Source organism: Shewanella sp. AS16, assembly GCF_021412365.1.
GTDB lineage: Bacteria > Pseudomonadota > Gammaproteobacteria > Enterobacterales > Shewanellaceae > Shewanella > Shewanella salipaludis.
This window is the reverse complement of sequence record NZ_JAKCLK010000004.1, coordinates 92,591-105,420: the sequence shown is the minus strand read 5'-3', so window position 1 is coordinate 105,420 and position 12,830 is coordinate 92,591. Positions and strand designations below refer to the sequence as shown.

Genomic DNA, 12,830 nt, shown 5'->3' with positions numbered 1-12,830 from the left:
CCTCGTTTATTTTTGTTTATTTCGATTCTGGAGGGTATCAATGGCTGTTGCTGCCAATAAACGCTCTATCATGACCCTGTTTTCGGGTGCTGATGATCTCTATAGCCATCAAGTACGCATAGTACTGGCTGAAAAAGGGGTAACTGTTGATGTTTTACAGGTCGACCCTAATGAAATGCCTGAAGAGTTGCTTGAGGTCAATCCTTATAACTCTGTGCCTACCTTGGTAGATCGCGAACTTGTGTTGTACGAGTCACGCATCATCATGGAGTATCTGGATGAGCGTTTCCCTCACCCACCTCTGATGCCTGTTTATCCTGTGTCTCGTGGCCAAAGCCGTCTTATGATGCACCGCATAGACACCGACTTCTATTCACTGGTCGAGCGTATCCGTAAGGGTGATCGCGCCGAGGCGGCCCGCAAAGAGCTGACCGAAGGTCTGCTCGCCATCGCCCCTGTGTTTGGCGAAGTGCCTTATTTCATGAGCGAAGAGTTTGGTCTGGCAGATTGCTATCTCGGTCCCTTGTTGTGGCGTTTGCCTGTATTGGGCATAGAGCTGGACAGTCGCGCCGGAAAAGATATCAAGGCTTATATGACGCGCATTTTCGAACGCGAATCCTTTAAAGCCTCTCTGACCGAAGTCGAGCGCGAAATGCGCATGGGTATCTGATGAAAGCTTTGACGCCCAATCGTCCTTATTTGCTGCGCGCCTATTATGACTGGTTGATGGATAACCAGTTGACGCCGCATGTGGTTGTGGATGCCTTCGTCAAAGGAACTGAAGTGCCACAGCAGTATGTGAAAGACGGCCAGATAGTGCTGAACATCACCGCGGGTGCCGTGGGAAATTTGCTGATGAACAACGAGTTTGTCGAGTTCAGTGCCCGTTTCGGCGGCGTGCCTCAGCGGGTGATACTGCCGATGGCGGCCATAGTGGCCATCTATGCCAGGGAAAATGGCGCCGGCATGGTGTTCGATCCGGAAGATGCCTATCTGATCGAAGACGAGGCCGATACCTCCCTCTCTGTGGTTGCCGATAAGCCGCCGCAGAGTGCAGTCGATAAGACTCAGGAGAAGAAACGCCCGAGTCATCTGACCGTCGTCAAGTAACCCTGTCTGTACCCAAAACGCCTGTCTCTATGACAGGCTTTTTTTTTGCCCTGGGCCGGGTCGACTCGGCGCCGGGATGATTAGTCCGGTCCAGTATGTTAGCATCAGCGCCAATCAAAGGCGGGCAGCAGCTTAACCCTGTGCCCAGCAAGAGCACCAGCGTCAGACGGATACCCTAAATGTTGTTGATGATAGATAACTACGATTCTTTTACCTTTAACCTGGTGCAATACTTTCAGCACTTGGGGCGGGACATCTTGGTTAAACGCAACGATGAGCTGAGCCTGGCGGATATCGAGGCCCTGAATCCCACCCATCTGGTGATCTCTCCCGGTCCCTGCAGCCCCAATGAAGCAGGGATCTCCCTGGCCGCCATCCGCCATTTTGCCGATAAATTGCCGATACTCGGGGTCTGCCTGGGCCATCAGGCGCTGGCCCAGGTCTATGGCGCCGCCGTCGTCCGGGCCAAGCGGGTGATGCATGGCAAGACCAGCAATATCAGGCATACGGGGCAAGGCCTGTTTGACGGCTTGAATAACCCCCTGACTGTGACCCGCTACCACTCACTGCTGGTCGAGCACTTGCCCGAGGATTTTCGTCTGGATGCCTGGTTCGACGATCCCCTGCACGGGCGGGAAATCATGGCCATGAGCCACAAGTCTCTGCCTTTGTTTGGGGTGCAGTTTCATCCCGAGTCGATCTTGACCGAACAGGGGATTGAGTTGCTGGCGAATTTTCTGCGTTATCCTTGAGTTAGGCTTCAAAGCCCAGATCCGCTTCCCTACAGGGGTTGCAGACCCGGCACCCGGCCCGGCTCAATCCCTGTTACAAGATTTCCACTTCCCGGCGCCCAGTTTACCTGGCAAATATGATATAACAGGCCGCAAAATAGCCCCAATCATCCTGGCTGCAACGTGACGCCGCCATGGCGGATTGAGATAACAAGAAAGGAAGATAGATGACCAGCCTGATGCGTAATACCGGCCTCAGCGCCATAGCACTCCTGGTGCTGACCGCCTGCAGCGCCACCCCCTCGACTCAAGCGACGACTCAAGTCAAGCACGCACAAAGGGCCACGCCACTCCTGGCAACGCCGCCCCGGGTGTCGGACCAACTGACATTGGAGCAGATCATGGCGGATCCCGACTGGATGGGGATTTTGGTCAAAGACGCCTATTGGAGCGACGATAGCCGGAGTGTCTATTTTGCGCGTCAGGCCAGCGCCTCACCGCTGCGTGATTACTACCGCCAGGGAATAACCCAAACGAGTGCGACCCAGTTGGGTTTGGATGCGTTGCATCTGGCGGATCAGCAATACGGGGTATTCGATGCCGAGAAGCGCCGCAAGGCCTACCTGTATCAGGGCAATCTGTTCGTCAAAGATCTGCACTCGGGCGAGATCAAGCAAGTCACACGTCAGAACGCCGCCATCGCCGGGGTACGTTTCCTGAAGGATGGCGATCTCGTCTATTGGCAGGGGGAGAATATTTTCCGCCTGCACCAGGACACAGGGCTCATAGAGCAACTGGCTAACATCCAGATGCTGAATGAGCCCAAGGGCGAAACCGAGCCCGACACCTATATTGGCAAGCAGCAACAGAGGTTGATCCGCTATGTGGCGTTGCAGCATGAGAATGCCAAGCGCGGCGAACAATACAAGGCCGAACTGCAAGCGGCCGATCCTACCCTGGCGGCCAACAGCTGGTATTTGGGTGACAAGGAAAAGGTCTCTGAGCTGAGCGTGTCCCCGGATGGGCGTTACGTCTTACTGGCGCTGACAGACAAAAATTATGATTGGCGCAGCGAGCATGACATCATGCCTAACTACCTGGGCAAGCAAGGCTATGTCGATGCCGTGCCGGTGCGGGCGCGGGTCGCAGAAGACAATCCGCCGGGGCAGCGTTTGGTGCTGCTGGATTTGAGTTCACACCAGAAGCAGGACATCACCATAGAAGGCCTGCAGGGTTTCGATGAAGACGTGCTGGCCAAGGTCAAGGCAGAGAACGCCAAGGCCATGGGGACAAGCTACAAGAGTGAGAAGTCCCCCCGCAAGATCCAGTTGATCGAAGACTGGGGCTGGAGCCAGAGCGCGATTCAGTGGAGCGATGACGGTAAGCACCTGGCGGTCATGCTCGAGGCTGTGGACAATAAGGATCGCTGGTTGGCCAGGGTCGAACTGGAAAAGGGCAAGCTGCGCACTGAGCATAGGTTGCATGACGATGCCTGGATCAACTATGACCATAACCAATTTGGCTGGTTACCTGGCACTGACAGCCTCTATTACCTCTCGGAAGAGACGGGTTATTCCCAGCTGTATCTCAAGCCGCTCGCCGCCAAGGCCAAGGCATTGACCCAAGGCAAGTTTGTGGTCTCGGATATCCAGCTGGGCCCCAAGGCCGAGTATATCTACTACAAGGCGAATAAGACTCACCCAGGTATCTATAATGTCTACCGCGTCGCCTTGGCGACGGGCGAGGACGAGCAGCTGACCCATTGGGATGGCAACCTGGATTACCGCCTGAGTCCGGATGGTCATAGCTTGCTGCTGACGGCCTCACGCCGTACTCAGCCCGCCGAGCTCTATGTTCAGCCCATCTCGGGTGAACTCAGGCAGCTGACGCATTACACCAGCGATGCCTTTAAAAACTACCCCTGGCAGGCACCCGAGGTGGTCACTGTCCCCTCGAGCCATGGCGCCGGCGCTATCTACGCCAGGGTCTACCTGCCACAAGGGTATGATGCAACGCGGGCGGCCAAATACCCAGCGGTGGTCTTCAACCATGGTGCCGGCTATCTGCAGAATGCCGACTATGGTTTCTCGGGCTATTTCCGTGAGTTCATGTTCCATAATCTGCTGAGCCAACAGGGCTATGTGGTGCTGGACATGGATTATCGCGGCTCCAAGGGCTACGGCCGCGACTGGCGGACCGCCATCTATCGCAACATGGGCCACCCGGAAGTGGAAGATCTCAGGGACGGTGTTAGCTGGTTGGGCGCCAATGCCCATGTCGACACGGAGAAGGTGGGCACCTATGGGGGGTCCTACGGTGGCTTCCTGACCTTCATGTCGCTGTTTACCGCCCCTGACCTATTCCAGGCCGGCGCCGCGCTGCGTCCCGTGAGTGATTGGGCCCATTACAATGCGCCTTATACCTCCAACATACTCAACACCCCGGATGTGGATGCCATCGCCTATCAACGCAGTTCACCCATAGAAGAGGTCCAGGGGTTGCAAAAGCCCTTGCTCATCATGAGCGGTGTGATGGATGACAATGTCTTCTTCCAGGACAGTGTGCGCGTGGTGCAGCGGCTGATCGAGCTGGAGAAACCCATGTTCGAGACGGCCATCTATCCGGTCGAGCCCCATGGTTTCCGGCAACCATCGAGCTGGCTGGATGAATATCGCCGCATCTACAAGCTGTTTGAGCGGGAACTGAAATAGTCCGCCGCCCATCCGCTGCAGTCCACTGAACAACCGCCGAAAGCCTGCTTTCGGCGGTTTTTTTTTCGAAAGCTCCTGCCCGCATGCCCAGGGCTAATGAACCGGAAAGCTGCGGCAGCAAGCATGCAGTGTCCTCATAACGCCATGGATTAAAAGCCATTTTAATATGTGGATAAGATCTGAGTGCCCACCCTTTTAGCGCCAAAATCGCCTGGTGCAGGGGCTATACTTTCTTATGCCAAGGTATCATTAGGAGGTAGGTATTATGGCGATTAAAGACACCTATGCGGAAATCGAGAAAACTCTGGGGTTGGTGCCCGAATGGCTGAAACAGATGCCGGAAGGGGCTGCCGAGGGTTTTTGGGTAACAGCGAGAGATTTTTGGTTGGCTGAAACTGAAATCCCAAATAAATATAAGGAGTTGATAGGTTTGGCCGTCTCAGGCGCGACCCGCTGCAAGTACTGCTGCTTGTTTCATACCGAAGCGGCGCGACTCTTCGGTGCTACCGAAGCCGAAATCGCCGAGGCCAGCATGATGAGTGGCGTCACCATGATGGGCAGCACTTTCATCAATGCCCAGCAGGTGGATTATGATAAGTTCGCGGCCGAGACCCGGGATATAATCAATTATGTCAGAAGCCATAGACAAGTTGCTGCAGAGCAAGCCGGCACTGAAGCCCATCATCACTGAGTTGAGTGCCAGGAAGTTAATCACCGTTAAGGGCGGCCGTTACCAGACCACCAGGCGTTGGCATGGTGCCATGATGCGCGCCGCCCGCTATTTTGCCGAGCAGGGGGAAACCCGCCAGGACATGCGCCTGCCCATCACCAAGGCGCTGCTGGAATGCTATGGACGACAGGTCAGCGATACCGAACTGTGCCAGGCCATAGGTATAATGTTGGTCCTGAGCTAACCTTGTCTGCTGCAGTCATGGGCAAGGCAAACAGACAACATCCCAGAAGCTCTGCTATACAATAGAGTTACATGGTAAATTACTCCGAATAAGATTGAGAACGGGAAAGGTTAACGGGTGTCAATATCTGTGACGGGTGGAGTCAGACCCGAAAAAATAATTGCAATAGAGCAGAGACTGTACCAGCAGCTGCTCGTGGCCAAGATGAAATCCGGCACCATGCAGGATGAGATCGACATGGAACTGGAAGCCGACGCCAACAAGCTGGATATAGAGCGTGAAGCCATACAGGCGCGCCTGGCCAGGCAGAACCAGGCCAGAGCCGTGTTCAAGGCCGTCAGTACGCAATTGAGCAACAGGGTCAACAACGCCATAGAGCATCACCTGGCGGTACCCGAGTCGGTACTCGCAGCCTGCGGGATCAGCGCGCAACAAATGTTGTTGCTGGAGATGCTCCAGAGCCAGAACCTAGATTTAATTCGCCTGCGTCCGGTGATTGCGGAATTGGACTGGCTGATCCGGGATCTGAGCAATGTGCTCAACAGCCCCTCTTTCAGGCACCAGCGCCAGCAGAGAGCCGATGTCCAAGTGACAGATCTCAAGCTGGTTCTCAATTATATCGGCATAGAAAATCTCAGGATTTTGGTGCCTTACTTCTGTCTGCGCCACTGGCTCCCCAGTGGTAACACCCATCTGCTGTGGACCATACGCAAGCTCTGGCGTTACAGCTTGGCCACGGGTATCGCCGCCCAGGCGTTGGCCAAGTTGCATGACGGCGACGAGGGCTTGATGTACACCTGTGCCCTGTTGAACCAGCTGGGAACCTCGGTGGTACTCAGCTGCAGTGCCGGCTTGTATGAGAAACACTGGGGTGAGTGGTTGCGCGAAGCCCATAAGAGCAAGGACAAGGAACTCTATGATGCCGTGATGGCGACGCCATTCCCCGCCAGGGCTTTGCTGGAACAAGTGCAGAGCCAGGGGCAGAGACTCAACTGGCTATTGCCCAGCTTGCTGAATTTCAGCGACAGCCGGCTGACGCTCATGCTCAAGGAACTGGATGAGTCACCCAGTTATGCCGGCTTGTCTGCCGATGCGGCCCTGATAGCGCGCGCCTCTTGCTATGCCAAGGTGTTGATGCTCGAAGAAATGCGCCAGATAACGCCGCAGGAGAAACGCCTGATGTTCGATTATTACCAGTTGAGCGAGCAGGAAGTGTTGCGCTTGAAAGGGCAGAATTATCGCAGGGTCGAGCTATTATGAGCTTGAGGCCGGGCTCAGTCCAGGCCGCATTTGGGCCCAGGACCGGTCCGAATCTGCGCCGTCGCTATTGGGGGAAATTATGCCCAGCTGGCAAGGGGCCGTGTTCAATGCCTTATTATCCTATCTGGTCCGCCCCTGCCTCGGCTATGGCAAGGCAAGAGGGTCACTGCCGCAGCTGAGGCTCAGACTTCTGGCCCTGGACCGCCGCTGGCTGGCCTGGCCCGCCGGGCTGGAGACGAGCCGCAAGGCCTTGAGCCAGAGCGAGCTGCTGTATTATCCCCGCATGCGCGCCGGGGAGAGCCGGGAAGCCAGAGGTAGTCTGTTCTACATTCGTGGCGGAGGCTTCTGTTTCAAGACGCCTCACGCCCATGCCCGCATGTTGGCCGAGTTGGGCCTTAGCTGCGATACGGATATTTATGTGCCGGATTATCGTCTCGCGCCCGAGCATCCGTTTCCCGCCGCCCTGGACGATGTGCTCGAGGCTTATATCCAAGTCTTGAGTCTCGAGAGCGCCACGCGCCTGGTGCTGATGGGGGACTCGGCAGGCGGTAATCTGGCGCTGAGCCTGTTGCTCGAATTGAAACGCCGTCATTTGCCCATGCCACTGGGCTGTGTCCTGATTTCCCCGGCTTTGGATCTCGCCTTAACTGGCGATGTTGAGCGCATGCTGGCTGCCGGGGATCCCTTCTTCAGCCTGGAGTCTCTGTTGCGTCTCAGGGGAGCCTATCTGGCGGGGGCCGACCCCATGGCGCCCGCAATCTCGCCGCTGCAGGGAGATCTCTGTGGTTTACCCACCATCTTGGTCATCGCTGGCACCCGAGAGTTATTGCTGCAGGATTCACAGCGGTTGCTGGATAAAGTCGGCGCCGCTGGCGGTGACATCCGGGCGCTGTTTTACCCCAACATGCCTCACGTCTTCCCCCTGGTCGCCGCCTTGCCCGAGGCGGTCGATGCCAGGTTAAAAATCTGTGAATTTGTCCGCGACAGGCTCCGAGGTTAACCTTGTGTAATTATTCATATTTCATGAATAGCTAGTGAAAATGCCGGCAAATAACTTTTTTTGTGACTATTTATGCCTTAAGCCCCCAGGCTAAACGCTTGTATAGTTCCTAATCCGCAATCTTTATGCATTATTCCCGTGCCCGAACCCAGGGCTGTTTGTGAAAAACTGGTATTTTCATCACAATTTCGCTAATAATGTCCACTAAGTAATACCAGCCCCGCAGTACCTCTGACTCGAGATGAAGATCTGTCGCGGTACCCGGCGACGTTTAAGCGTCGTGGACTAAAATAAAGGATGAAAGCAATGAGCGTTGACATGAATCTAACACGTGCCCAATTTGATGAAGTTATGGTGCCTAACTATGCGCCGGCAGCCGTTATCCCCGTCCGTGGCGAAGGCAGCCGCGTCTGGGATCAACAAGGCAATGAGTTTATCGATTTTGCCGGTGGTATCGCGGTCAACTGTCTAGGCCATTGTCATCCAGCACTGGTGGGCGCATTGAAGGAGCAGGGTGAGAAGTTATGGCACCTTTCCAACGTGATGACCAACGAGCCTGCCCTGGCGCTGGCGACCAAGCTGGTCAATGCCACCTTCGCCGAGCGGGTTTATTTCGCCAACTCGGGCGCCGAAGCGAACGAAGCAGCACTGAAATTGGCCCGTCGTTATGCCCTGGAGCAGTTCGGTGCCGACAAAGATCAAATCATTGCCTTCGACAAGGCCTTCCACGGCAGAACCTTCTTCACAGTGAGCGTCGGTGGCCAGGCCGCCTATTCAGACGGTTTCGGTCCCAAGCCGCAGAGCATCACCCATGTGCCATTTAACGATATCGCCGCACTGGAAGCCGTGATCTCCGACAAGACCTGCGCCATCATGCTCGAGCCGCTGCAAGGCGAGGGTGGCATCATAGATGCCGATCCTGCCTTCCTCAAGGCGGTGCGCACCCTGGCCGACAAACATAATGCGCTGGTGATCTTCGATGAAGTGCAGACAGGTGTGGGTCGTACCGGTGATTTGTATGCCTACATGAGCACAGACGTAGTACCGGATATCCTGACCACGGCCAAGGCCCTGGGTGGCGGTTTCCCTATTGCGGCCATGTTGACTACGGCCAAGATCGCCGAACACCTGAAGATAGGCACCCATGGTTCGACCTATGGCGGTAACCCTTTGGCCTGTGCCGTTGGCAATGCGGTGATGGATGTGGTGAACACTGCCGAAGTGCTCGAGGGCGTTAAGCATCGCGAACAGCTGTACCGCGATGGTTTGAACAAGATCAATGCCAAGTACCATGTCTTCTCCGAAATCAGAGGCAAGGGCCTGCTGCTCGGTGCCGTGCTGAACGAGCAATATCAGGGACGCTCGCGCGACTTCCTGGTTGCCTCCGTTGCCGAAGGCCTGATGATCCTGATGGCCGGTGCCAACGTGGTACGTTTCACGCCTTCGCTGGTGATCCCTGAAGCGGATATCGCCGAAGGTTTAGCGCGTTTCGAGCGCGCCGTCGCTAAAGTTGTAGCCGCCTAAGATGACCCTGGGTGTGGCTCGCCACCCCCAGGGTCATAGGGAATGCTTGCGCTTTTATCCACCGCCGCTAGTTTTAATCCTGAGGCGGTGCTATTGCCAAGTTCCAGTGAGGAGACATTAAGATGTTGATCATACGCCCGATCCGCGGCAATGATTTCGAAGCACTCTACCAGATAGCCGAAGAGTCGGGTCACGGTTTCACTTCGTTACCCGTGAATGCCGATTTGCTGCATAGCAAAATTGCCAGGGCGGAAGCCTCTTTTTCAAAGTCGGTCGATGAGCCCTTCGACGAAGGTTATCTCATGGTGCTCGAAGATACAGACACAGGCGAGGTGGTAGGCACCTGTGGTATCGAAGCGGCCGTCGGCATGGAAGATGCGTTTTACCATTACCGTCTCGGAACAGAGGTCTATCACTCGGAGCAGATAGATGTGCGCAACGAAGTGGAGACCCTGACCCTGTGTCATGACTACACGGGCGCCGCCGAGTTATGCACCTTGTTCCTGCGGGACTCCTATCGCAAAGACAACAACGGCCGCATGTTATCCCGTAGCCGTTTCCTGTTCCTGGCCCAGCATGCGGCCCGTTTCGGGGAAACTGTCATCGCCGAGATGCGGGGTGTGAGTGACGAGGAGGGCAATTCGCCTTTCTACGCCTGGTTGCAGCAACATTTCCTCGGCATAGATTTCATCCAGGCCGATTACCTTTCGGGTCTGGGCAAGAAGGCCTTCATGGCCGAGATGATGCCGCGCAACCCTGTCTATGTCTGTCTGTTGCCCGAAGCGGCGCAGAAGGTGATAGGCGAGGTGCATGCCAACACGCGCCCGGCGCTGAACCTGTTGCAGGCCGAGGGATTCAGATGCCGTGGTTATGTTGACATCTTCGACGGCGGTCCGACGGTAGAGTGTCGTTTGAGCGACATACGCTCGGTCAGGGAGAGCCGCTTGTTGACTGTGCGCCTGGGCGTCATGCCGGCCACAAACACGAGTTACATCATATCCAACACCTTATTGGCGGATTACCGCGCCACCTCGGCCAATCTCTTGGTGACAGCCGATACTGATGAGGTGGTCCTGAGTCCTGAATTGGCTGCCGCCTTGCTGGTGGCCGAAGGTGAACAAATCCGCGTATTGGCAATGTAGTAGGAATCAAGAATGACACAATATATTCAAGGTCAGTGGCTCGCCGGCAAGGGTCATGAGCTGACCTCAATCAATCCTGCCAACGGTGAAGTGATTTGGCGTGGCCAGGCGGCCACGGCCGAACAGGTCAATGAGGCCGTCGAGGCGGCCCGCAACGCCCAATTCGATTGGTATATGCTGGGTTACGAGCGGCGTCTGGCGATCGTCGAGGCCTATCGCAGTGAACTCGAGGCCCACAAGGCCGAGCTTGCCGAAGTCATAGCCCAGGAAACGGGCAAGCCTCAATGGGAAACCATCACAGAGGTCGGTGCCATGATAGGCAAGATAGGCCTGTCAGCGGCGGCCTACCTGAAGCGCACCGGCACGGAAGAGAACGATACCCCGGCCGGCAGAGCGGTATTACGCCACAAGCCCCATGGTGTGGTGGCGGTATTCGGTCCCTACAATTTCCCCGGACATCTGCCCAATGGCCACATAGTGCCGGCGCTGCTGGCGGGTAATACAGTGGTATTCAAGCCATCCGAGTTGACCCCTAAGGTTGCCGAAGAGATGCTCAAGCTGTGGCATAAGGCCGGCTTGCCGGCCGGGGTGATCAACCTGGTTCAGGGCGAAGTCGATACCGGCAAGGCGCTGGCATCCCACCCTCAGCTCGATGGCTTATTCTTCACCGGCAGTTCACGCACGGGTCACCTGTTGCACCAGCAATATGCGGGTCACCCAGGCAAGATCCTGGCACTGGAAATGGGCGGCAACAACCCCTTGATCATCAAGGGAGTGAGCGATATCAAGGCGGCGGTACACGACATAATCCAGTCGGCTTATATTTCTTCCGGCCAGCGTTGCACCTGTGCCCGCCGCTTATACGTAGAGCAGGGCGCCCAGGGTGATGAACTGATAGCGCAACTGGTTGCCGCGGTGAAGAAGATCCAGGTCGGTGCCTGGAACATGCAGCCACAGCCGTTCATGGGCTCAATGATCTCCGAAACCGCGGCCAGGGGCATGGTCGCGGCGCAGGCGCAGCTGCAATCCCTGGGGGGCGTGTCTCTGGTGGAACTCAAGCATCTGCAAGCTGGGACGGGCCTGGTCTCTCCTGGCCTCATAGATGTAACCGGGGTCGCTCAGTTGCCTGACGAAGAATACTTCGGCCCGCTGCTGCAGCTGGTGCGTTACACAGATTTCGATCAGGCGCTCAAGCTGGCCAACGATACCCGCTATGGCCTGTCGGCCGGCCTGCTCGCCGACAGCCGTGAAGACTATGAGTATTTCCTGGCCCGTATTCGTGCCGGCATAGTCAACTGGAACAAGCAGATCACGGGCGCATCCGGCGCGGCACCTTTCGGTGGCGTCGGTGCTTCGGGTAACCACAGGGCCAGCGCATTTTACGCCGCCGATTATTGTGCTTACCCTGTGGCTTCGGTCGAAGCCGATGCCGTCAGCCTGCCGGCCAGCCTGAGTCCAGGCTTGAGCCTGTAACCCCAAGCTTGCTGGGAATAGGGAAGTGCCGCTAGCGGCACTTCCTTTTTTTTTGTACCCCAAATAGCTAAAGCCCATAAAAAACGGCGTATTCGCTGGAATACGCCGTTTTTATGGGCTCTGGCATGGCCTCTTGGCGACGGCCGGGGAAGTCTAGCGTGTGCCGTAGACCACTATGGTCTTGCCGTGGGCCTGGATCAGATTTTGTTCTTCGAGCATCTTCAGGATACGCCCCACTGTCTCGCGGGAACAACCTACTATCTGGCCTATCTCCTGACGGGTGATCTTGATCTGCATGCCGTCGGGATGGGTCATGGCATCCGGCTGTTTGGCCAGGTGCAGCAAGGTCTGAGCTATGCGTCCGGCCACGTCGAGGAAAGCTAAATCGCTGACCTTCTGGCTGGTGGTATGCAGTCGGTAAGCCATCTGCGCCGACAGTTTCATCAGGATTTCCGGATTCACTTGGATAAGCTGTTTGAACTTCTTGTAAGAAATTTCAGCTATTTCACAGGCCTGCTTAGCCCTAACCGAGGCGGTACGCTCCGCCTGTTCTTCGAATAGCCCAAGTTCGCCGATGAAGTCACCCTGGTTGAGATAGGAAAGGATCATTTCCTTGCCTTCGTCGTCCTTGATGAATACCGCCACAGAGCCTTTGACTATGTAATAAAGGGTATCAGAGGCTGCACCTACGTGGATAAGGGTGCTCTTGGCCGGGTATTTGTGAATGTGACAGTGTGACAGAAACCATTCCAGTGTAGGGTCTGGTTTAGGCTTACCGATCAGCGCCATGGTGATTCCTCGATGGATTAACTCATAAGAATAATATTAACTGTGCATTCTAGGTCAAACTTTCCGTTAAAACCTTGATATAGGTCTAGTTTAGGTCAAGTAGACAGGGACTGTCCCATCCTAGATATCTGGGCTCATTGTGCGGTTTTAACATTACATGTCAACATTTTATCCGC

The 12,830-nt window shown here is 55.8% G+C and carries 12 protein-coding genes; 11 read left to right on the top strand and 1 reads right to left on the bottom strand.

Features of this window, described 5'->3' with window-relative positions; translation table 11 throughout:
• Positions 1–40 precede the first annotated feature (40 nt).
• The 11 genes from sspA to astD all read left to right on the top strand — a co-directional run bounded on the left by sspA (position 41) and on the right by astD (position 11,865).
• Positions 41–670 (top strand): stringent starvation protein SspA, encoded by a 630-nt coding sequence (sspA, locus tag LZP73_RS12535; RefSeq protein ID WP_234235364.1) that lies wholly within the window; start codon positions 41–43, stop codon positions 668–670.
• The gene (locus tag LZP73_RS12530; protein WP_234235363.1) at positions 670–1,110 is read left to right on the top strand and encodes a ClpXP protease specificity-enhancing factor; all 441 of its coding nucleotides are present in this window, start codon (positions 670–672) and stop codon (positions 1,108–1,110) included. Before sspA ends, LZP73_RS12530 begins: the two co-directional genes overlap by 1 nt.
• Before the next feature lie 179 nt (positions 1,111–1,289).
• Positions 1,290–1,862, top strand: a complete 573-nt coding sequence (locus tag LZP73_RS12525) for an anthranilate synthase component II (RefSeq protein WP_234235362.1) — start codon at positions 1,290–1,292, stop codon at positions 1,860–1,862.
• Positions 1,863–2,068: 206 nt separating this feature from the next.
• Positions 2,069–4,552: a S9 family peptidase gene (locus LZP73_RS12520; RefSeq protein ID WP_234235361.1), complete on the top strand. Its 2,484-nt coding sequence runs from the start codon at positions 2,069–2,071 to the stop codon at positions 4,550–4,552.
• Between the two features lie 265 nt (positions 4,553–4,817).
• Positions 4,818–5,243, top strand: a complete 426-nt coding sequence (locus LZP73_RS12515) for a carboxymuconolactone decarboxylase family protein (protein ID WP_234235360.1) — start codon at positions 4,818–4,820, stop codon at positions 5,241–5,243.
• A complete protein-coding gene (locus tag LZP73_RS12510; RefSeq protein WP_234235359.1) occupies positions 5,182–5,466 on the top strand; it encodes a hypothetical protein in 285 nt (94 codons plus the stop codon). Before LZP73_RS12515 ends, LZP73_RS12510 begins: the two co-directional genes overlap by 62 nt.
• Before the next feature lie 117 nt (positions 5,467–5,583).
• Positions 5,584–6,726: an HDOD domain-containing protein gene (locus LZP73_RS12505; protein ID WP_234235358.1), complete on the top strand. Its 1,143-nt coding sequence runs from the start codon at positions 5,584–5,586 to the stop codon at positions 6,724–6,726.
• Positions 6,727–6,805: 79 nt separating this feature from the next.
• Positions 6,806–7,726, top strand: a complete 921-nt coding sequence (locus LZP73_RS12500) for an alpha/beta hydrolase (protein ID WP_234235357.1) — start codon at positions 6,806–6,808, stop codon at positions 7,724–7,726.
• 306 nt (positions 7,727–8,032) lie between these two features.
• On the top strand, positions 8,033–9,250 hold the full coding sequence (locus LZP73_RS12495) for an aspartate aminotransferase family protein (protein WP_234235356.1): 1,218 nt from the start codon (positions 8,033–8,035) through the stop codon (positions 9,248–9,250).
• Between the two features lie 122 nt (positions 9,251–9,372).
• Positions 9,373–10,392 (top strand): arginine N-succinyltransferase, encoded by a 1,020-nt coding sequence (astA, locus tag LZP73_RS12490; RefSeq protein ID WP_234235355.1) that lies wholly within the window; start codon positions 9,373–9,375, stop codon positions 10,390–10,392.
• A gap of 12 nt (positions 10,393–10,404) precedes the next feature.
• The gene (astD, locus tag LZP73_RS12485) at positions 10,405–11,865 is read left to right on the top strand and encodes a succinylglutamate-semialdehyde dehydrogenase (RefSeq protein WP_234235354.1); all 1,461 of its coding nucleotides are present in this window, start codon (positions 10,405–10,407) and stop codon (positions 11,863–11,865) included.
• 153 nt (positions 11,866–12,018) lie between these two features.
• Here the strand turns inward: astD and crp are convergent, their stop codons facing one another.
• A complete protein-coding gene (gene crp / locus LZP73_RS12480; protein WP_169564039.1) occupies positions 12,019–12,654 on the bottom strand; it encodes a cAMP-activated global transcriptional regulator CRP in 636 nt (211 codons plus the stop codon).
• Between the last annotated feature and the right edge of the window lie 176 nt (positions 12,655–12,830).

Bases quoted from the DNA above. Each gene is read 5' to 3' on its own strand.
- LZP73_RS12495 (WP_234235356.1), top strand. From the start codon at position 8,033: ATGAGCGTTGACATGAATCTAACACGTGCCCAATTTGATGAAGTTATG.
- astA (WP_234235355.1), top strand. From the start codon at position 9,373: ATGTTGATCATACGCCCGATCCGCGGCAATGATTTCGAAGCACTCTAC.
- crp (WP_169564039.1), bottom strand. From the start codon at position 12,654: ATGGCGCTGATCGGTAAGCCTAAACCAGACCCTACACTGGAATGGTTT.
- LZP73_RS12515 (WP_234235360.1), top strand. From the start codon at position 4,818: ATGGCGATTAAAGACACCTATGCGGAAATCGAGAAAACTCTGGGGTTG.
- LZP73_RS12525 (WP_234235362.1), top strand. From the start codon at position 1,290: ATGTTGTTGATGATAGATAACTACGATTCTTTTACCTTTAACCTGGTG.
- LZP73_RS12500 (WP_234235357.1), top strand. From the start codon at position 6,806: ATGCCCAGCTGGCAAGGGGCCGTGTTCAATGCCTTATTATCCTATCTG.
- astD (WP_234235354.1), top strand. From the start codon at position 10,405: ATGACACAATATATTCAAGGTCAGTGGCTCGCCGGCAAGGGTCATGAG.
- LZP73_RS12510 (WP_234235359.1), top strand. From the start codon at position 5,182: ATGTCAGAAGCCATAGACAAGTTGCTGCAGAGCAAGCCGGCACTGAAG.
- sspA (WP_234235364.1), top strand. From the start codon at position 41: ATGGCTGTTGCTGCCAATAAACGCTCTATCATGACCCTGTTTTCGGGT.
- LZP73_RS12530 (WP_234235363.1), top strand. From the start codon at position 670: ATGAAAGCTTTGACGCCCAATCGTCCTTATTTGCTGCGCGCCTATTAT.
- LZP73_RS12520 (WP_234235361.1), top strand. From the start codon at position 2,069: ATGACCAGCCTGATGCGTAATACCGGCCTCAGCGCCATAGCACTCCTG.